At 33.1% G+C, this 20,388-nt stretch carries 16 protein-coding genes; 15 read left to right on the top strand and 1 reads right to left on the bottom strand.

What is annotated here, in order from left to right; all coding sequences use genetic code 11:
- Window positions 1-22: 22 nt before the first annotated feature.
- The 11 genes from BMY18_RS09245 to rhuM all read left to right on the top strand — a co-directional run bounded on the left by BMY18_RS09245 (window position 23) and on the right by rhuM (window position 11,168).
- The gene (locus BMY18_RS09245) at window positions 23-1,948 is read left to right on the top strand and encodes a midas domain-containing protein (RefSeq protein WP_092453243.1); all 1,926 of its coding nucleotides are present in this window, start codon (window positions 23-25) and stop codon (window positions 1,946-1,948) included.
- Complete coding sequence (hisH, locus tag BMY18_RS09250; protein WP_092453246.1) at window positions 1,945-2,565, top strand: imidazole glycerol phosphate synthase subunit HisH; 621 nt, start codon at window positions 1,945-1,947, stop codon at window positions 2,563-2,565. Before BMY18_RS09245 ends, hisH begins: the two co-directional genes overlap by 4 nt.
- On the top strand, window positions 2,565-3,329 hold the full coding sequence (gene hisF, locus BMY18_RS09255; protein ID WP_092453249.1) for an imidazole glycerol phosphate synthase subunit HisF: 765 nt from the start codon (window positions 2,565-2,567) through the stop codon (window positions 3,327-3,329). The genes hisH and hisF overlap by 1 nt, the downstream gene beginning before the upstream one ends.
- A 25-nt stretch (window positions 3,330-3,354) precedes the next feature.
- Complete coding sequence (locus BMY18_RS09260; RefSeq protein ID WP_092453252.1) at window positions 3,355-4,032, top strand: uracil-DNA glycosylase; 678 nt, start codon at window positions 3,355-3,357, stop codon at window positions 4,030-4,032.
- A 106-nt stretch (window positions 4,033-4,138) separates the two neighbouring features.
- Complete coding sequence (locus tag BMY18_RS09265; protein ID WP_092453256.1) at window positions 4,139-4,441, top strand: ArsR/SmtB family transcription factor; 303 nt, start codon at window positions 4,139-4,141, stop codon at window positions 4,439-4,441.
- 76 nt (window positions 4,442-4,517) lie between these two features.
- Complete coding sequence (locus BMY18_RS09270) at window positions 4,518-5,297, top strand: EFR1 family ferrodoxin (protein WP_092453260.1); 780 nt, start codon at window positions 4,518-4,520, stop codon at window positions 5,295-5,297.
- A 191-nt stretch (window positions 5,298-5,488) separates the two neighbouring features.
- Entirely contained in the window at window positions 5,489-7,873 is a 2,385-nt protein-coding gene (locus BMY18_RS09275) for an ABC transporter ATP-binding protein/permease (RefSeq protein WP_092453263.1), read from the top strand.
- Between the two features lie 205 nt (window positions 7,874-8,078).
- A complete protein-coding gene (locus tag BMY18_RS09280) occupies window positions 8,079-8,399 on the top strand; it encodes a PadR family transcriptional regulator (RefSeq protein WP_092453265.1) in 321 nt (106 codons plus the stop codon).
- Window positions 8,392-9,009: a DUF1700 domain-containing protein gene (locus BMY18_RS09285; protein WP_092453268.1), complete on the top strand. Its 618-nt coding sequence runs from the start codon at window positions 8,392-8,394 to the stop codon at window positions 9,007-9,009. The genes BMY18_RS09280 and BMY18_RS09285 overlap by 8 nt, the downstream gene beginning before the upstream one ends.
- Window positions 8,993-9,859: a DUF4097 family beta strand repeat-containing protein gene (locus BMY18_RS09290; protein ID WP_092453272.1), complete on the top strand. Its 867-nt coding sequence runs from the start codon at window positions 8,993-8,995 to the stop codon at window positions 9,857-9,859. The genes BMY18_RS09285 and BMY18_RS09290 overlap by 17 nt, the downstream gene beginning before the upstream one ends.
- Before the next feature lie 379 nt (window positions 9,860-10,238).
- Entirely contained in the window at window positions 10,239-11,168 is a 930-nt protein-coding gene (gene rhuM / locus BMY18_RS09295) for a virulence RhuM family protein/type II toxin-antitoxin system death-on-curing family toxin (RefSeq protein ID WP_242941001.1), read from the top strand.
- Between the two features lie 165 nt (window positions 11,169-11,333).
- On the opposite strand, the gene BMY18_RS09300 is transcribed toward rhuM, so the two are convergent.
- Entirely contained in the window at window positions 11,334-15,563 is a 4,230-nt protein-coding gene (locus BMY18_RS09300) for a 2-hydroxyacyl-CoA dehydratase (RefSeq protein ID WP_092453275.1), read from the bottom strand.
- A 215-nt stretch (window positions 15,564-15,778) separates the two neighbouring features.
- On the opposite strand from BMY18_RS09300, the gene BMY18_RS09305 reads away from it, so the two are divergent.
- The 4 genes from BMY18_RS09305 (at window position 15,779) to BMY18_RS09320 (ending at window position 20,362) form a co-directional block, all read left to right on the top strand.
- A complete protein-coding gene (locus tag BMY18_RS09305; RefSeq protein ID WP_092453278.1) occupies window positions 15,779-16,810 on the top strand; it encodes a rhomboid family intramembrane serine protease in 1,032 nt (343 codons plus the stop codon).
- 77 nt (window positions 16,811-16,887) lie between these two features.
- Window positions 16,888-18,315, top strand: a complete 1,428-nt coding sequence (gene pyk / locus BMY18_RS09310; protein WP_092453281.1) for a pyruvate kinase — start codon at window positions 16,888-16,890, stop codon at window positions 18,313-18,315.
- Between the two features lie 297 nt (window positions 18,316-18,612).
- Window positions 18,613-19,530: a carbohydrate ABC transporter permease gene (locus BMY18_RS09315; RefSeq protein WP_092453283.1), complete on the top strand. Its 918-nt coding sequence runs from the start codon at window positions 18,613-18,615 to the stop codon at window positions 19,528-19,530.
- Complete coding sequence (locus BMY18_RS09320; protein WP_092453285.1) at window positions 19,520-20,362, top strand: carbohydrate ABC transporter permease; 843 nt, start codon at window positions 19,520-19,522, stop codon at window positions 20,360-20,362. Before BMY18_RS09315 ends, BMY18_RS09320 begins: the two co-directional genes overlap by 11 nt.
- Window positions 20,363-20,388: the final 26 nt, after the last annotated feature.

Here is a 20,388-nt window from a genome sequence, read left to right on the forward strand (position 1 = left end):
TTATAAATTAGAGGTGCCAAACTTGAAAAACTTAAATGAAGAAGAATATTTGGAAAGTTTGCTTAAGACTATGGATAATAATACTGAAAAATCTGACGAAGAATCTAATGAAGATCTCGATTCTGAATTAGGTTCAGTACTCAAATCAGGACTTGGTTCAGAACCTAATTCAGGATTTGATTCAGAACTCAATTCAAAAATTAATTCACAACCTAATTCAGAATTCAATTCAGAACTTAATTCAGAGATTAATTCACAACTTAATTCAGAATCAATTAAACCGATGAATAACTATAATGAAAATACAGAGTCTGATGTATTAGAAGAATTAGCAGTTTCGGAAGAATCTGATAACAGCAGTATGGATGTTACCAACGAAATTGGTGAAGCGAATACTGGTGTTATTTCTAATGAAAAAATCGCATCAAATGATTTGGGCGAAGAATATAATGATATATTTGAACCAGAAGATAGTGATTTTAAAATCTCCGATATTCCTGATAGAGAAGCTGCTGAGCTGACTCAAAGTGAAATGGACAGACTGGCTGATATGAATTCAGAGGAGTTAATTGATGACGTAACGAATGAAAGTATTTCTATGGATCAGTTGAGTGAAAAAAAAGAAAATAATAATTTAAAAGAAAATAATATAAGTGAATTTGATTTAGCGAATAAGGCAAGTGATCTTGTACTTGATAATGATTTTTCTGAAGCAGAAGCAATAGCAGCGGCAGGAAGAGCAATAACGAATGGGCTAACAAGTGCTGCTGGTGTTATAATTCCAAAAGAAAAGCTAAAAAAGAAGAAAAGTGTTAAGAAGAAAAGTGATAAGAAGATAAGTGATAAAAAGGAAAGTCGAAAGAAGAGAAGCATTTTAAAATTTATTAAAAATATTTTCTTTGAAGATTTAGTACAAACAGAACATTCAGAACAAACAGAACAAACAGATCAAACAGATCAAACAGATCAAACAGAACAAACAGAACAAACAGATCAAATGAAACAAGAGTCAAAAGATATTACTGAAGAACCGAAAGATGAAAATCAGAGAGTTTTAGAAGAATTATATGGAAATAATTCACAAGAAGAATTCATCAATGATAGTGATTATAAAGGTGATAATGATTTTAAAAGCAATAATGAAATTAATGATAATATTGTAACTGAAAAGAAAGGTTTTTTTGCTAAAAGAAAAGCAAAGGCAGTTGCAAAAAAAGCGAAGTTAGCTGAAATGGCAAAAGCCGAGGATGAAGCAGAAGAATTAGAGTATAATAAAAAAAAGAATGCAAAAAATGCAAAAAAATTAGCGGCTAAGAACAAGAGTGATGAAGTTAAAGCTAAAAAAGTAGCATCAAAAAAGCCAAAGGTTGAGAAAGTTAAAAAACCTAAGAAAGAAAAGAAACCAAAAACACCAACAAAGCCTCAGGATATGTTAAAGATTAAACCATTGTCATTGGTTCTACTGGTATCGTTTGTTGCTGGTATCGTTGTGTTAATAGAGATTGGCAATACTGCTTTTTATTATAATAATGATATTAGCCAAGCAAAGTTGTACTATCAAAATGGAAATTATCAAACAGCATTTGATTCATTGCAAGGGGTTGATTTAAAGCCAGTTGATGAGGAATTATATAATCAGATTAATACAATCATGTTTGTACAGAAACAATATACGTCATATCAGAATTATGTTAAGTTAGGAATGGGAGTTGAAGCTCTTGATTCATTAATTAAAGGTATTCAACGTTACTATACATATTATCCAACAGCAAAAGAACTTGGCGTTACTGAACCATTAGATGCAAATAAAGCGTTAATTATAAATGCATTGAAGACAACATTTTCAATGTCAGAGGAAAAGGCAATTAGTTATGCTTCTTTGTCAGATTTGGATTTTACGCAATATTATTTAACATTGGAAAGCTATGGAGGAATGGTAACGAAATGATAGCAATAATTGATTATGATGCAGGTAATTTAAAAAGTGTTGAAAAAGCATTGATTTTTTTAGGAGAAGAAGTTATTGTCTCTAGGAATCCTGAAGAGATTCTAAGTGCGGATAAAGTTATATTACCAGGAGTAGGTTCATTTGGTGATGCAATGGAGAACCTTAAAAAATTTAATTTAATAGATACAATTCACCAAGTGGTTAAGAATAACACGCCATTTCTAGGGATTTGTTTAGGACTTCAACTGATGTTTGAGAGTAGTGATGAAACACCAGGTGTTGAAGGCCTTGGAATCCTAAAAGGGAAAATCCTTAAGATACCACCATGTGAAGGACTAAAGATACCTCATATGGGATGGAATTCAATAGAAATCAACCCTAAATCAAGATTGTTTGCAGGTATTCCAAATGAACCTTATGTGTATTTTGTACATTCCTATTACCTTTTGGCTGATGATGAAGGTATCGTAGCTGCAACAACAGAGTATTCAACGCATATTCATGCAGCTGTTGAAAGTGGTAATATATTTGCTTGCCAGTTTCATCCTGAAAAAAGTAGTAGCTTAGGGCTTAAGATATTGACTAATTTTGCTAATTTAGGCAAGGAGGTAAATTAATGCATACGAAAAGAATTATACCATGCCTGGATGTTAAAAATGGAAGAGTTGTTAAAGGAACTAATTTTATTAATTTAATAGATGCAGGGGATCCTGTGGAAGTTGCAACAATGTATGATAAATCTGGAGCAGATGAAGTCGTTTTTTTAGATATTACGGCTTCTAGTGATGGAAGAAATACTACGATTGATTTGGTTCGTAAAGTTGCAGAGAGATTATTTATACCATTTACAGTTGGCGGTGGAATTAGAACCGTTGATGATTTTAAGGTTTTGTTAAGAGAAGGTGCTGATAAAATTTCAATTAATTCAGCAGCTATTATGAATCCTAACTTAATTAGCGAAGCAGCTGATAAATTTGGAAGCCAGTGTGTCGTTGTTGCAATTGATGCTAAGAGGCGTGCAGATGGTTCTGGCTGGAATATATTTAAAAATGGCGGACGAATAGACATGAACATGGATGCCGTTGAATGGGCTATGAAAACGACTGAACTTGGTGCTGGTGAAATCCTTCTTACAAGTATGGATTGTGATGGAACCAAAGCCGGCTATGATAATGAACTTACTTCTATCATTGCAAGAAATGTTTCGATACCAGTAATTGCTTCAGGTGGTGCGGGCAACATGGAGCATTTTTATGATGCTTTTACAGTGGGTAATGCAGATGCAGCACTTGCAGCCTCACTTTTTCATTTTAAAGAATTGGAAATAAGCGAGTTGAAACAATATTTGAAGGAAAAAGGGCTTCCAATGAGAATTGTGTAAGCAATGTTAGTTTGGAGATGAATGTATGGCAGCAATTAGTAATGACTGGCTAGAACCATTAAAACCAGAATTTGATAAATCATATTATAAAGAATTATACAAAAAGATTGTGAATGAATATGATAACAAAATACAGATATTTCCTAATTCTGATGATATATTTAATGCATTTCACTTTACACCGTTGAGTGAAGTGAAGGTTGTGGTTTTGGGACAAGATCCATATCATAATGTTGGACAGGCTCATGGATTGTGTTTTTCAGTAAAACCAGAGGTCTCTATTCCACCATCACTTGTTAACATCTATAAAGAGCTTAGAGATGATTGTGGCTGTTACATACCGAATAATGGATACTTAAAAAAATGGTCTAATCAGGGCGTACTAATGCTCAATACAGTGTTAACTGTTAGGGCACATGAAGCGAATTCACATAAAGGATGGGGATGGGAGCAATTTACAGATGCTGCTATTGAAGTCCTAAATAAGATTGATCGACCTATGGTATATATTCTTTGGGGAGCTCCGGCACAGAAAAAAAGGTCTATGCTGAATAATCCAAAGCATTTAATTTTAATGGCACCACATCCCAGCCCATTATCATCTTATAGAGGATTCTTTGGTAGTAAGCCATTTAGTAAAACGAATGAATTTCTTAAGAATAATGGCATTAAGGAAATTGATTGGCAAATTGAGAATATTTAAGCGCAAAACATATGAGGACTAATCAATAGATTAGTTCTTTTTATTGTGTTATTGATACTAAATCGGTAATGTGTTATAATTCGATAATTATCGAAATGAGGTATGTATGAATACAAAACAATTAGCACGAATTCATAAGGCTTTATCCAATGAAAATAGACTGGAAATATTCCTAAGTATTTTGGAGTATGAACAAAAAGATTTCGAAGCGACACCAGATTGTATCATGCAAAAAATCAGAAGAAATCTTTGCATTGGAGCTCCAACAGTATCACATCATTTAAAAGAACTTAGTGATGCTGGATTAATTAGTACAGCGAAAGACGGTAAGTATTTAGTAGCAACTGTTAATAAGGATATTATAAAGGATTTAAGTAATGAATTTAACTTCTCGGGAATGAATCAATAGAGTATTTGAGGATTTTCTGAAAAAAATACCATGTTAATTCGATACATATCGAATTATAAAAGAAATGGAGAGAATAATGAGTAAAGTAATATATTATTTTAGTGGAACTGGAAACAATATAGCAGTTGCTAAAGGGTTATGTGAGAATATTCCAGATATGGAGATGTATCCAATTACTGATTTACTTGAAAATAAGGTGATAAATGAAAAGTATGACTTGGTTGGATTTACAGTGCCCTCCTATTATTCACATATTCCACCGATAGTAGCTGAATGTATAAAAAATCTCCATTTTTCCAATAATCAAAAAGTGTTCTCTATTATTGGATGCGCAGGAAATAGGGGACATGCAACAGAGGATATAAGGCATTTAGTTAAAGCGTGTGGAAAAGAAGTCGATTATGAATATATGATATTTTTTGCAGGCAATTACATCCTGTCATATAATGCCTTTCCAAAGTGGTATCAAAACTTAGTACTGAAACTTTCAAAGAAAAAGATAACGAAAATCGCTAAGCAATTGTTAGAAGCTAAAAGAGCTAAACCACTTGGAAAAGGCTTGTTCTATAGTGCTAAATATGAAGAGGCTCTGCAAAAAAGCATTCGTAAATACAGCCAGACAGGTCTTGAATATACGGTTAGTAATGAATGTTCAAAATGTTCACAATGCATACAGATTTGCCCTGTAAATAATATTACTATGGAAAGCGGACTGATTAAATTCGGTTCTAATTGCCAACAATGTATGGCATGTATTCAGTGGTGTCCCAATAAAGCAATTGATTATAAGGGCATTGCGAAAGACAGAATACGCTATCATCATCCCGATATTTTGGTTAAAGATATGATCGATTAATTCAAGAATAGTGAGATATAGTGATATTTCATAGAATATAGTGATATTTCATAGAAATTTAATTGACTTATAATAGTTAGTCATATATAGTTGGAAAAAATGGGTAATACTTTATAAGGAAATTACCAAAAATTATATTGTTTAAAAAAGTTAACTTGTTTAAAAATGAAAGAGTGGAGTGAAAGAATAAAATGCTTGAATTAAAAAATATAAAAAAGACCTACAAGATTGGTGATATTGAAACGAAAGCCTTAGATGATATTAGTGTCGCATTTAGACAAAAGGAATTTGTTGCGATTCTTGGTACAAGTGGTTCGGGTAAGACGACATGTCTTAACATTATTGGTGGACTAGATAGATATGATTCTGGTGAATTGATTATAAAGGGTAAGAAAACATCAGATTTTAAGGATAAAGATTGGGATGCTTACAGAAATAATTCAGTGGGTTTTGTATTTCAAAGTTACAACTTGATTTTACATCTTAGTATTGTTGCAAATGTTGAACTTGGTATGACGCTAAGTGGAGTTTCTGCTGAGAAGAAACATAAAAGAGCAATAGAAGTGTTAGAACAAGTTGGCCTAAAAGAACATTTACACAAAAAGCCCAATCAATTATCTGGTGGACAAATGCAAAGAGTTGCAATTGCTAGAGCGCTAGCAAACGATCCAGAGATTCTTCTTTGCGATGAACCAACTGGAGCACTTGATACGACTACAAGTATTCAGATTATGGACTTAATCAAGGAAGTTGCAAATGATAGGCTTGTTATTATGGTAACACATAATCCTGATATTGCTGAGCGATATGCAGACAGAATTATCAATTTTCAAGATGGAAAAATCATTTCTGATAGTAATGTTTATCAGGAAGAAACGAAAGATGATCAATTTGATTTGAAGAAAACAAGTATGAGTTTCTATACAGCTCTAAAACTTTCATTTAATAATATTAGAACGAAAAAAGGTAGGACATTCTTGACAGCATTTGCTTCAAGCATTGGTATTATCGGAATCGCTGTTATTTTGAGTCTTTCAACTGGATTTAAAACACAAATTTTAAAGTTTCAAAATGATGCTTTGGCAGAATTTCCAATTATGATAACGCAATCAACGACTCAAATGAGTACAGAAGATATCAAGAGTATGAAAGAAGAGATGAAAAATAAAATGATGGGTACGGTTGAATACGAAAGTACTGATAAAGTATATTTGTATGACTCTACACAAAATAATTTCATCCATAAAAATGTATTCACAGATGAATACATGAAATACTTATATGATATTGATCCAGCCATTTGTAGCAGTATCGGTTGTACAAGAATTGTTTCTATGAACTTAGTACGTAAAGTGGATGGAAATGTAGTACCTGTAACGCTGAAAGCTTCTGGCTCTGAAGTAAATAATAATAATAGTAATAACAATAATCAAGGCTCAAATAATACAATGACAAGTACTGATGGGATTGGACTTACATCATATCCAGAAGTATTAAAACAAGGGGAAGAACCTTATTTGAAAAAGAATTATGATTTGCTTGAAGGGGCTTACCCTGAAAGCGTTTCTGATTTAGTACTTGTTATTGACACAAAAAATCGTGCGGATTATACGATTTTAAAAGCATTGGGATTTGATACGCAAAACGTTGATACAATCAAATTAAGTGATATTATTGGTACTGAATTTAAAATAGTTACAAATAACGACTTTTATGTAAAGACTGCATTTGGCTCATATCTACCAGGTACAGATTATAATGCGATGTATAATTCTTCAAACAGTATCACCGTCAAAGTAACAGGTGTTGTTCGTTTGAAACCAGATGTTAGTATCGGTTTGCTAGGCACTGGAATTGCATACAGTGATGAATTATCAAAGTTAGTCATTAACAGTGCAAAGGATTCTGAAATTGTGAAGTCACAAGAAGTCAGCAGTAAAAATGTTATGACGATGGAAGACTTGGATGCAGATAAAAAGAGTACATTTTTATCATATCTTGGAGGAAATGCAACTCCTTTTATGGTCATGGTATTTCCAAATGATTTTAATGACAAAGATGCGGTAATTGCCTATCTAGATGCATATAATGCAGATAAAGATATCAAAGATCAAGTTGTCTATACTGATTTAGCTAGTTCAATGTCAAATATGACCGGTGGAATTATGGATGGTATTACAATCGTTTTAGTTGCCTTTGCAGCAATTTCGCTTGTTGTAAGCTTGATTATGATATGTATCATCACTTATACCTCAGTATTAGAACGTACAAAAGAGATCGGTATTCTTCGTGCTTTAGGTGCAAGAAAGAAGGATATTACTCGCGTATTTGATGCTGAAACATTTATACTCGGAATATTCTCTGGAGTACTTGGAGTATCTATTGCATGGGCGCTAACATTTCCAATTAATGCAATGTTATATAAAATGACCGATTTAAAAAATGTTGCAACATTGCAGATAGATCACGCCATTATTTTAGTATTGATTAGTACATTGCTTACGGTTCTAGGTGGACATATTCCAGCGAAGATGGCTTCAAGAAAAGATGCTGTTGAAGCATTGAGAAGTGAGTGATTTATAATTATATTTTTCATAAGTAGGGCAAGGAAACATTTAAACAGCTGTTTCCTTGCCCTACTTTTTTATGGACAAATATAAACATAATATTTATGTTGACATACTATACGTCGTATAGTATTATTCTAAATAGATACTATACATCATATAATATTATAGATTGAAAAATCGTAGCTCAAATATATTGAAAGGAGGTAGTGAAATGGTATTTCAATTAGGTTCAGCGTTGCTGGATGCATGTGTGCTTGCAGTACTTGACAAGGAAGATACTTACGGATATATACTTACTCAAAATGTGAAAGAAGTAGTTGATATATCGGAATCAACAATGTATCCTGTTCTTAGAAGACTTCAAAAAGAAGAATGTTTATCAACTTACGATCAACCATTTAGTGGACGAAATAGAAGATATTATGCAATCACAGATAAGGGGAAAGATAAGCTCTGTCTTTATAGAGATGATTGGTCTGAGTATAAATTAAAGATTGAAAAGATTATGATGGGAGGAATTAATAATGAATAAAGATCAGTATTTGGAATGCTTAAAAAATAATCTTCGTAATATTCCAGTTGAAGAAGTCAATAATATTATTGATTATTATATGGAATATTTTGAGGATGCAGGAGTTGAAAATGAACAAATAGTCATAGCAGAGCTAGGTAAGCCGGAGCTTGTTGCAAGTAAGATTTGTGCGGATTATGTAATCAAAGATATCGAAAGTCACAATGAACCAATTAAAAATGTAGCACAAGTAAAAAAGGGGCTATCTGATATATGGATAATGATACTTGCAATATGTGGATTTCCAATATGGTTTCCGCTTGTAATTGCAGTTGCGGCTGTTGTATTTTCATTAGTAATTGCAGTGTTTAGTGTTGTAGTTGCATTTGTAATAGCATCAATTGCTATCGTTGGAAGTGGTATATTAGCACTCATAGTTGGAATCTGTGTCTTATTTATTCATATGCCAACTGGTCTATCGACACTCGGAATGGCATGTGTTGCCATTGGTCTTGGCTCTTTATTTTTAGTTGCTACGGTTTGGTTGGGAAATTTATTTAAAAGTTTCATACTTAAAATTGCTAAGATTAGAGTTAAAAAGGGGGTAAAGAATAATGAACAAGCTAACTAAGAATGCATTACGCATGGCAGCAATTTTTATTCCAATCGGAATTTTATTAATTATAGTTGGAGTATTTACAGGTGCAAAAAGAGGCGTATATATAGAATCAGGTAGAATTAATTTAAATGGAGATAAAGATTATAACAATGAGAATTATGATATTACAGATATAAAAAATATAATTGTAGATGTCAGTAATGCTAAAATTGTTATAAAAGAATCCACAACTGATAAATTTGGATTTGATGTCAATCTGACATCGATAGCAGAAGACCCAACAGTGAGCTTTGATAATAATATGATTAAGATTGAAAAAAACGCAAAATTTGGATTCAATATCTTTTCTTGGGATTTTGGTTCATTATTTGATGGAACGAGTAATGAGGTTATCATATTTGTTCCAAAGGGAACTATATTAAATGAGGTAACACTCAATACAGATAATGGAAGAATTGAAATTACAAACTTGAATGCGGACACTCTCAAAGCAGATACTTCAAATGGAGCCATTACTACAACGAATGTAGTGATTAGTAATAATACATCACTTAAAACGAGCAATGGAGAGGTGGATATATCCGGAACGTTTTCCAATACGACATATGCGAAGTCTTCTAATGGAAAAATAATCGGTGATGGACTATTTAACGGGAAAACTACAGTTAAGACTTCAAATGGAGCTATATCATTTAAAAATAATATAAAAAGAAGTGATTGTAATATTGCCGCCGAAACAAGCAATGGTAGTGTTAGAATAAATGATTCTAAAGTTGGTGATGAATTCAAGGAAAATAATGGAGCGAATAATTCGATTGATCTTGATACCTCGAATGGGGGAATTACAATAGAGCTCGAATGAAATACTACAAGCAATACAACACCACGCGTGCTGCTACAAGCAATGCAACAACAAAACAAGAAGTCTGTGGAGGTGAACTTGTTCACCTCCACAGACTTCTTGTTTTGTTGTTATGTGGCGCCAGCCACGGGCTTCTAGATATTCCTTGATGTTATTTATCAAGGAATATCTAGAAGATGAGCCTTGATGTTATTTATCAAGGAATATCTAGAAGATGAGCATGAACATATATGTATGTATAGTGATTGCTAAAAGTAGCTACTAGGTATAAAAATTACTATATGCAGTTTATTGACTTTATGGACATTCCTTATATAGTTTGATATAATAAAACAAACAACTGTTCGCAAAGGAAAAATAATATTGTGGGGTGCAATAAGTGAAAGAACAAGATAAAATGGATTTATTATTATATCAAACAGAAGACGAGATAATTAAGATTAATGTAGGGGTAGAAAATGATACAGTTTGGTTGACTCAGGCCCAAATGAAGGAATTGTTTGAAAGAGACAGAACCGTAATAACTAGACATATTAATAATGTATTTAAAGAAAATGAGGTTGATGAAAAAAGCAATGTGCATTTTTTGCACATTGCAAATTCAGACAGACCTGTAGCATATTATAGTTTGGATGTTATCATTTCAGTTGGGTATAGAGTAAAGTCAAAGAGAGGCGTGGAATTTCGTCGTTGGGCTAACAGTATTTTAAAAGATTACATAATCAAAGGATACACAGTCAATAATAATCGTATCAGCCAGTTAGGAGAGGTGATACGAATATTGAAACGTACAGATAATCAGATAGATTCAAAACAGGTATTAGAAGTCATCGAAAGATATACGATAGCCTTAGACCTGTTGGATGATTATGATCATCAAAGGATTCAGAAACCAAAAGGAAATGAAAATGCATATATTATGACTTATGAAGAATGTAAGAATGTGATTTCAGGCATGAAATTTGGTTTGAATAGTAACTTGTTTGGGAATGAAAAAGACGATTCTTTTAAATCTAGTATTAGTACAATTTATCAAACCTTTAATGGTAAAGATGTTTACATGACTATTGAAGAAAAAGCTGCTAATCTTTTATACTTTATAACAAAAAATCATAGCTTTAGTGATGGGAATAAAAGAATTGCTGCGACCATGTTTTTATATTTTCTAGACAAAAATCAAATGCTTTTTGACGAGGGGCGAAAAATTATTGACGATTATACACTGGTTGCCATTACGATAATGATCGCGGAATCAAAGTCTGAGGAAAAAGAAATTATGGTAAATCTAGTAATGAACTTTCTTGTATAATAACCTTTCTTGTGTAATAACCAAGATAAGCATTATGTTGTGTAATATAAAATTAATTTTAAATATTTATAAAAAAAAGCTCCGAACCCTAGTATTTATACAGGATTCAGAGCTTTTGCTTTCGTATGTATATTAAATTCATATTCAATTTAGCAATTAGGTGACCTACCCTTTAGCAATATTCTTTTCCGCCGTAGCCAACATCAACTTAATTCGATTCAATTGATTTACTTCACTAGCGCCTGGATCATAATCAATCGCGATGATATTTGAATCAGGGAAAGCAACTCTAATTTCTTTAATAACACCTTTTCCAACAATATGATTAGGCAAACATGCAAATGGTTGGCAGCATACGATATTGCTGGCTCCGTTATGTATTAACTCAATCATCTCACCAGTTAATAACCAACCTTCACCAGTTTGATTACCAAGAGATACTAAGTCTTTTGCAAGATTCGCAGTTTCGCTGATCTTGGCTGGTGGTGTAAATCGATTACTTTGTTTAAGCGCTTTCTTAGCACCGCCTCTAAACCATTCTAAAAGCATGATTATTATATTGCTCTTGATTTCGGATTTTTTACTTGCACCTAAATATTTGGTTTTGAACTTTGCATTTTCTGCGCAATAGAGTAAAAATCCCATTAAATCAGGCATCACAGCTTCTGCACCCTCGGCCTCAAGTAAATCTATTATATAGTTATTTGCGGATGGTAGGAATTTTACTAGGATTTCACCTACGACACCAACGCGAGGTTTGATAATATCTAAGAGTGGAAGTTGATCAAATTCACTTATGATATCTTTAATGTTCAAATTAAATTCATGCATACTAACCTTTTTTTGCGTTAATTGTGCAATACAGATTTTACGCCACTTGTCATGAAGTGCATTTGCAGAGCCTAGAGTAGCCTCATAAGGTCTGGTTCTGTATAATACGTTCATAAATACATCCCCATACACAACTGCCTGCATAGCCTTTTTAAGCATCATGAGGTCATACTTAAAACCTGAGTTCGTTTCGATTCCACTTGCACTAAGAGAGATTACTGGGATATCACTATGTCCTGATTTTTCAAGCGCACGGCGAATGAAACCAATATAGTTAGATGCACGGCATCCACCACCTGTTTGACTAATGACAATTGCAGTTTTCGTTAAATCATATTTGCCAGATAAAACAGCACTCATAATTTGTCCAACTACCATAAGAGATGGGTAGCAAGCATCATTATTCACATATTTCAAACCGATGTCTACAGAAGTTTTGTTGTCATTATCAAGTACTACGAAATTATAGCCACAGGATGAAAGTGCTGGTCCTAATAAATCAAAGTGAATAGGAGACATCTGTGGACAAAGTATCGTATAATTTTGTCTCATTTCATGAGTGAATTCAACTCTTCTAAAAGCTGAAGATTCGATTTTTCTGTGGAAATGCTTCTGATCACGGACACGAAGTGCAGCTAGAAGAGAACGAATACGTATTCTAGCCGCTCCAAGGTTGTTTACTTCGTCTATTTTTAGTACAGTGTATATTTTGTTGGCTTTGTTCAAAATGTCGCTTACAGCGTCTGTGGTGACGGCATCAAGACCGCATCCAAATGAGTTGAGCTGTATTAAATCAAGGCATTCTGTGTCTCTTACATAACTAGCTGCTGCATATAACCTAGAGTGATACATCCATTGATCCATGACAATAAGAGGACGTTCTACGTTTCCAAGATGTGATATGCAATCTTCAGTAAGAACAGCGATTCCATATGAATTAATCAATTCTGGTATTCCATGATTGATTTCTGGGTCAATATGATAAGGACGTCCCGCGAGAACAATACCGCGTCTTCCGGTTTCCTTTAAATATTTGATCGTTTCTTCACCCTTTTTACGAACATCTTCACGTGTAGCTTTCATTTCAGACCAGGCAGCACTTACAGCGGCCTTGATTTCTTTTGCAGGAATCTCGGTCTGGAATTCTTCAACTAGACGTTTTGAAAGCAAAGCTTCAGTTTCAAATGACATAAATGGATTCCTAAAGTCAATATTTTCAGTCTTTATTTCCTCTACGTTATTTTTGATGTTCTCTGCATAGGAAGTAACGATAGGACAGTTGTAATGATTGTTGGTCTTATTTATTTCTTTTGTCTCATAAGGAATACAAGGGTAGAAGATAAACTTAACATTTTGTTTGATTAACCATGAAATATGTCCATGCGCTAATTTTGCTGGATAACATTCAGATTCACTTGGAATCGATTCAATACCAAGCTCGTAAATTTGATGACTTGACTGTGGTGAAAGTATTACCCGATAACCTAAATTTGTAAAGAATGTGTACCAAAATGGATAGTTTTCAAACATATTTAAAACTCTAGGGATTCCTACAACACCTCTTGCAGCTTTGTCAGCGGTGAGTGGTTCGTAGTCAAATAATCTATGTAATTTGTAATCAAAAAGATTCGGAATATTTTCTTTGTTTTTTTCCTGACCCAGACCTCGTTCACAACGATTACCAGTGATAAATTGTCGGCCACCAGAAAAACGGTTAATTGTAAGATGACAGTTGTTCGTACATCCCTTGCATCGAGCCATTTTTGTATCAAATGAAAGCGCATTGATATTATCTATTGTAAGCATCGTGGATTCTGTAATGGCGTCATATCTTTCTCTAGCAATTAAAGCGGCACCAAAGGCTCCCATAATACCGGCAATATCAGGACGTACAACTTCACATTTTGAAATCATTTCAAAGCTTCTAAGAACTGCATCATTATAAAAAGTACCACCCTGAACAACGATATGTTTACCAAGATCTTTTGGATCTGTGATTTTAATTACTTTATATAATGCATTTTTGATTACAGAATAAGCAAGACCAGCAGAGATATCTGAAACATCAGCGCCTTCCTTCTGAGCTTGTTTTACTTTTGAATTCATAAATACAGTGCAGCGCGTTCCAAGATCAATTGGATGTTTTGCAAATAGTGCAACCTTAGCAAATTCTTCAATTTCAAAGTTGAGTCCCTTTGCAAATGTTTCAATAAAAGATCCACAACCGGAAGAACATGCTTCGTTTAACTGGACACTGTCAACTGTCTGATTCTTGATTTTGATACATTTCATATCCTGACCACCAATATCAACGATACAGTCAACGGCTGGATCAAAAAATGCTGCAGCATAATAATGTGAAACAGTTTCAACTTCACCTTCATCAAGTAAAAGAGCGGCTTTAATTAATGCTTCTCCATATCCAGTTGAACACGAACGTACAATAACCGCTTCTTTTGGTAGTTTGCTATAGAGGTCCTTGATGGAACGAATCGTAGTAGCAAGTGGACTACCGTTGTTACTGCTATAGAAGGAATACAGCAAATCGCCATCTTCACTAACTAAAGCAACTTTGGTTGTAGTGGATCCAGCATCAACTCCAAGATAACAGTTACCTTTATAGGTAGCGATATCAGCAGCCTTAACACTATGAGAACTATGGCGCTTTGAAAATTCAGCGTATTCGACTTCATCTTTAAATAAAGGCTCCATACGTTCAACTTCAAACTCCATCTTAATCTTTCCATTTAACTTCTCAATAATAGAAGAAACAGTTACGACGATTTCTGGATTAAAGTTCATTGCAGAACCAGTAGCAGCAAAAAGATGTGCATGCACTGGGGCAATCGTTTGCTCAGGAGTCAAATTAAGAGTCCTAATAAATGCTTCTTTTAACTCTGAGAGGAAATGAAGAGGACCACCTAAAAATGCAACATTTCCACGTATTGGTTTACCACAAGCAAGTCCGCTAATCGTCTGATTAACAACAGCCTGAAAGATAGATGCAGATAAATCTTCCTTTGTTGCTCCTTCATTAATAAGCGGTTGTATATCCGTTTTTGCAAATACGCCGCATCGAGCAGCGATAGGATAAATTGCTTTATAATTTTTTGCGTATTCATTAAGACCAGTTGCATCTGTTTGAAGAAGAGTTGCCATCTGGTCAATAAATGATCCTGTACCACCGGCACAGATACCATTCATACGTTGATCTATTCCATTCGTAAAATAAATAATTTTGGCATCTTCGCCACCAAGCTCAATTGCAACATCTGTATGTGGTGCATAATCAATAAGCGAAGTAGCAACAGCTACCACTTCTTGAGTGAAAGGAATACCTAGATGTTTTGCAAGTGTGAGTCCTCCAGAACCAGTGATCACAGGATATACATCAAAGGTACCTAGTTGTGTCGTTGCTTTTAATAGAAGAGATTGAAGAGTCCCTTGAATATTAGCAAAATGTCTTTCATAGTCTGAAAATAAGATATTGTTGTCGTCATCTAATATAGCGATTTTTACAGTTGTGGAACCAATATCAATTCCTAATTTATATGTATTATTCATAATTATTTTGGCTAAAGCCAGCCTCCCTTATTGCAAGTCACTTTTTAATATAATCTGTATTATTATAGTATAGATTAATTAAATATTCAAGAAAAACAATTTTTAATAAACGTTTATAAACTCTTAATAAAGTGTTCGTTGACAAAACAGGCTCGTATCCGTATAATGGTAAAAGCGTCTTTGGGCTTATCCAAACAGAAAGGTACTGGTAATGTATGAAATGGTTTAGTAAATTAGAACGCAAGTATAGTAAGTATGCAATTAAGAATTTAATGTTCTATATAATTGCGTTATATGCTTTTGGATTCATAATTAATCTTTTTTATCCAATCGTTTATGTCGAATATTTTTCGCTCAATGCAGAGATGATTTTGCATGGTCAGGTTTGGAGGATTATAACATTTATAATTCAACCCACTACCACAAGTGTAATATTTATATTTTTCTCATTATACTTATACTATATGATCGGCACGGTTTTAGAACGTGCGTGGGGAGCCTTTAGATTCAATGTATATTTCTTTATGGGAGTTATACTTCACGTTTTGGCAGCAATATTGATATACTTGGTATTTGGAGTTAACCTTCAACTTAACACATATTATCTTAATATGGCATTATTTATGGCTTTTGCGACAGTACAGCCAGATATGCAGTTATTACTATTCTTTTTTATTCCTATCAAAATTAAGTGGTTGGCATATTTGGATGCAGCATTTTTTATTGCAACAATTGTGTTTGGATACTTAACACCTTGGTTACCAACTAATATATGGTTGGGTTTGTCTTCTATTGGAGTATTGCCTGCACCTGGATATGTATATTCAGCATATGTTTTAGCGACAGCAGCTTTGGTTTCAATGCTAAATTTTATAGTTTTCTTTTTGATTTCAAGATCAAATCAGAAAACAAAGACACAAAAAAGATATTCACAAGCTATGAAAGATAATTACAAAGGTTTTGGTGGAAGCACAAAACAAAATAATCAAGCGGGTACAAGTAGTACAAATAGTACAAACAGTACAAGTGGTACAAGTGATGCAAATGTAACGAATAAATATCACAAAATTACAAAGCACAAATGTGCAGTTTGTGGTAAAACAGAGAATGACGGTGATGATCTCATATTTAGATTTTGCTCAAAATGTGAAGGCAATTATGAATATTGCAGCGAGCATTTATACACACATAAACATGTTACTAATGAAACAAAAGAAAATGTTTCTAATTTTCCCAATAATAATTAACGTTAAAATAATGAATAATAATAACGAAGGATGAAGATTGGTAAATTACAATATATTATATTTCTATGGAGGAATTTATGAAAAAGACTAAAATTATTTGCACAATGGGACCAAACACAAATGACAGAGAAGTGATGAAACAACTTGCATTAAACGGAATGGATATTGCAAGATTTAATTTTTCACACGGTGACCATGAAGAACAAAAAGGCAGAGTTGAATTGCTTAGAGGCGTAAGAGAAGAAATCGGTAAACCAATTGCTATGTTACTTGATACAAAAGGCCCTGAAATCAGAACTGGATTATTAAAGACAGATGAAAAGATTACACTTGTTGAAGGAAATATCTACACATTAACAACAAGAGAAATCATAGGTGATGATAAAATTTCTTCAATCACATATGCAGGACTTGCAGAAGATGTTGTACCAGGTAACACAATCCTTATTGACGATGGTTTGATTGAACTTACAGTACTTGAAATCAAAGATGGTACTGAAATTGTATGTCGTATCGTTAATAACGGAGAAGTTGGACAAAAACGTGGTGTTAACGTTCCTAATGTAAATATCAAACTTCCAGGACTTACAGAAAAAGATAAAAGCGATATTGTTTTTGCTACAGAGCAAGGTTATGATTTCATCGCAGCTTCATTTGTAAGAAATGCAGCTGTAATTCAAGAAATCAAAGATATTTTAAAAGCACACAATTCAGATATTCAAATAATTGCTAAGATTGAAAATGCTGAAGGTATTTCAAATATCGACGAAATCATTGCAATTAGTGATGGTATCATGGTAGCTAGAGGTGACATGGGAGTTGAAATTCCAGCTGAAGAAGTTCCACATATTCAGAAAATGATCATCAAAAAATGTAATGCGGTTTACAAACCAGTAATTACAGCTACACAAATGCTTGATTCAATGATTAGAAATCCACGTCCTACAAGAGCAGAAGTAACAGATATTGCTAACGCAATTTATGATGGTACTGATTGTATTATGCTTTCAGGCGAAACAGCAAATGGTAAATATCCAGTTGAAGCTTGTAAAATCATGGCTCAGATTGCTGAAACAACAGAAAAACATTTAGAAACAAAGCTTGAAAATGTAATCCTTCATGCAAAACGTAATGTATCAAGTGCAGTTGCAGCCGCAGTAGTATCAACAGCAGCAACATTAAATGCAAAAGCAATCATTACTCCAACTATTTCTGGCTTTACTGCTAGACTTATTTCAAAAATGAAACCATCAATACAAATAATTGCAGTTTCACCTTCTGATAAAGTTCTTAGAAAAATGCAGATTTATTGGGGAGTAAGACCAGTGAAATCAGTAGAAGAAAAAACAACAGATGAAATTGTTAGCAATGCTGTAGAATCAGCTAAGAATGCAGGATATGTAGTAGATGGTGATTTGGTAGTCGTTTCATGTGGTTTAGCTGCTAGTACAACTGATCACAGTATACCTGGAGTTACAAACACAATGAGAGTTTTGAATGTATAATTTAATATAATATTGAGTTGTATTGATAAAAGTCAATATAATTAAAAAGTCAATATTAATAGACTATGTCTATTAATATTGACTTTTTTGTTGCTTCAAATGAAAGCTTATCAAAATATATCTTGTTTACAATTTATATTTTATAATCGTTTGTATTTTTATACTTTCTTAATATATTTTTAATATTTGTAAGATAACAAACACTAATTGATGAATAGTTTATTTCCATTACGTCTTATTTAATTTAATATATAAACATAGATACATTAAAAAATAAAGAGGAAAGGAAATAAACTTATGAAACAGATGGAAACGGCAAAAAAGAAAATCAATTTTGATAAGATTTTCCCATTTTTACTGATTAGTCCAACAGTTATATTGATTTTATGTTTTATGGGATATCCTATAATTAAAGTGTTTTATTTAAGCATGCAAAACTATAATTTAAAAAATATATTTGCCAACGGATATGTAGGTTTTGATAACTTCGTAAAGCTATTTACAAAGGATGAATTGTTTTGGAGCTCGGCAGTAATTACCTTGAAGTGGGTGGTTTCGCAAGTTGGTATTCAATTAGTTTTAGGAATGATTGTTGCCTTAATCTTGAATCAGAAATTCAAAGGAAGGGGTGCAGCTAGAGCTGTAGCACTTGTCCCATGGGCAGTATCTGGAGTTTTGGTGACGATGCTTTGGACCTTGATGTATGACCAGTCCAGTGGATTGATTAATGATCTTCTTATGAAAACTGGAATTATTCATGAAAAAGTAGCATGGTTATCTAATTCAAAAACATTTTTCCCGGCAGTAGTAGTTGCTGAATTATGGAGGGGCGTACCTTTTTTTGCAATCAATATACTAGCCGCTTTGCAATCAATTCCCGAGGATATATATGAATCAAGCTCAATTGATGGTTGTGGAAAAATAAAGACATTTATATATATAACACTTCCATTTTTGAAAGAAAGCATTATATTTGCAACGCTATTACGTGGAATTTGGGAATTCAATTCAATTGATATGATTTTCACATTAACAAATGGTGGTCCAATGAATCAAACAACAACCTTGCCAATTTACATGATGAAGACAGCAATTATAAAAGGTAATTATGGGTATGGTTCAGCAATTGGTGTAGTTACATTCTTATTCCTTCTAATATTTGCAGTCTTATATATAAAGTTAAGTCATTATGGAGGCGAAAAAAATGAATTATAAAACAAAAAAACAAATTGCCAAAATATTATTTGTATATATACCTTTGTTAATAACAGTAATTATTGTATTAATACCGTTTTTATGGGCTTTGTCAACTTCATTTAAAACCTTGCCAGAATTCACATCAGAAACAATTCAATATCTACCTAAAAAACTTAACTTTGAAAATTACATATTTGTATGGACAAAGAGTGGTTTCGCAAAATATTTTATAAATAGTATCGTTGTATCATTTAGCTCAGTCATCATCATAAGCTTGCTTTGTATATTTAATGCTTATGCACTTAGCAGATATTCTTTTAAAGGTAAAAATGCTTTGATTATTCTATTACTTGGAACTCAGATGATGCCTGTAATTTTATACATTGTTCCAATGTTTTCAGTGTTTAAAAACCTTAGCTTAATTGATACACCATTAGCTCTTATTATATTCAACGTTTTATTGCAGACACCATTTAATACACTTTTGATGAGGAGTTTTGTAAATGCGATTCCGAAAGAAGTTGATGAGGCAGCAATGGTTGATGGAGCTGGAAGATTTACGATACTGATTAAGATTATAATGCCATTGTTAAAGCCAGGCTTTGTAGCTGTTACGGCTTTTGGATTTATAGGATGTTGGAATGAGTTTTTGGTTGCATTTACATTTATTCAGACACAAAAGAAATTTACGATTCCAGTAGGCTTGAAATCAATGATAGGAGAATACTCCGTCAACTACCCTGCATTAGCAGCTGGGAGCGTTATAGCATTGATTCCACCAGTGATCTTATTCGCTTTCATTCAAAAATATTTAATAGCAGGATTGAGTTCAGGTTCAGTAAAAGGATAATAATGAAATATTATTATAAATATGTA

It is taken from the genome of [Clostridium] fimetarium (assembly GCF_900111235.1).
GTDB lineage: Bacteria > Bacillota > Clostridia > Lachnospirales > Lachnospiraceae > Clostridium_N > Clostridium_N fimetarium.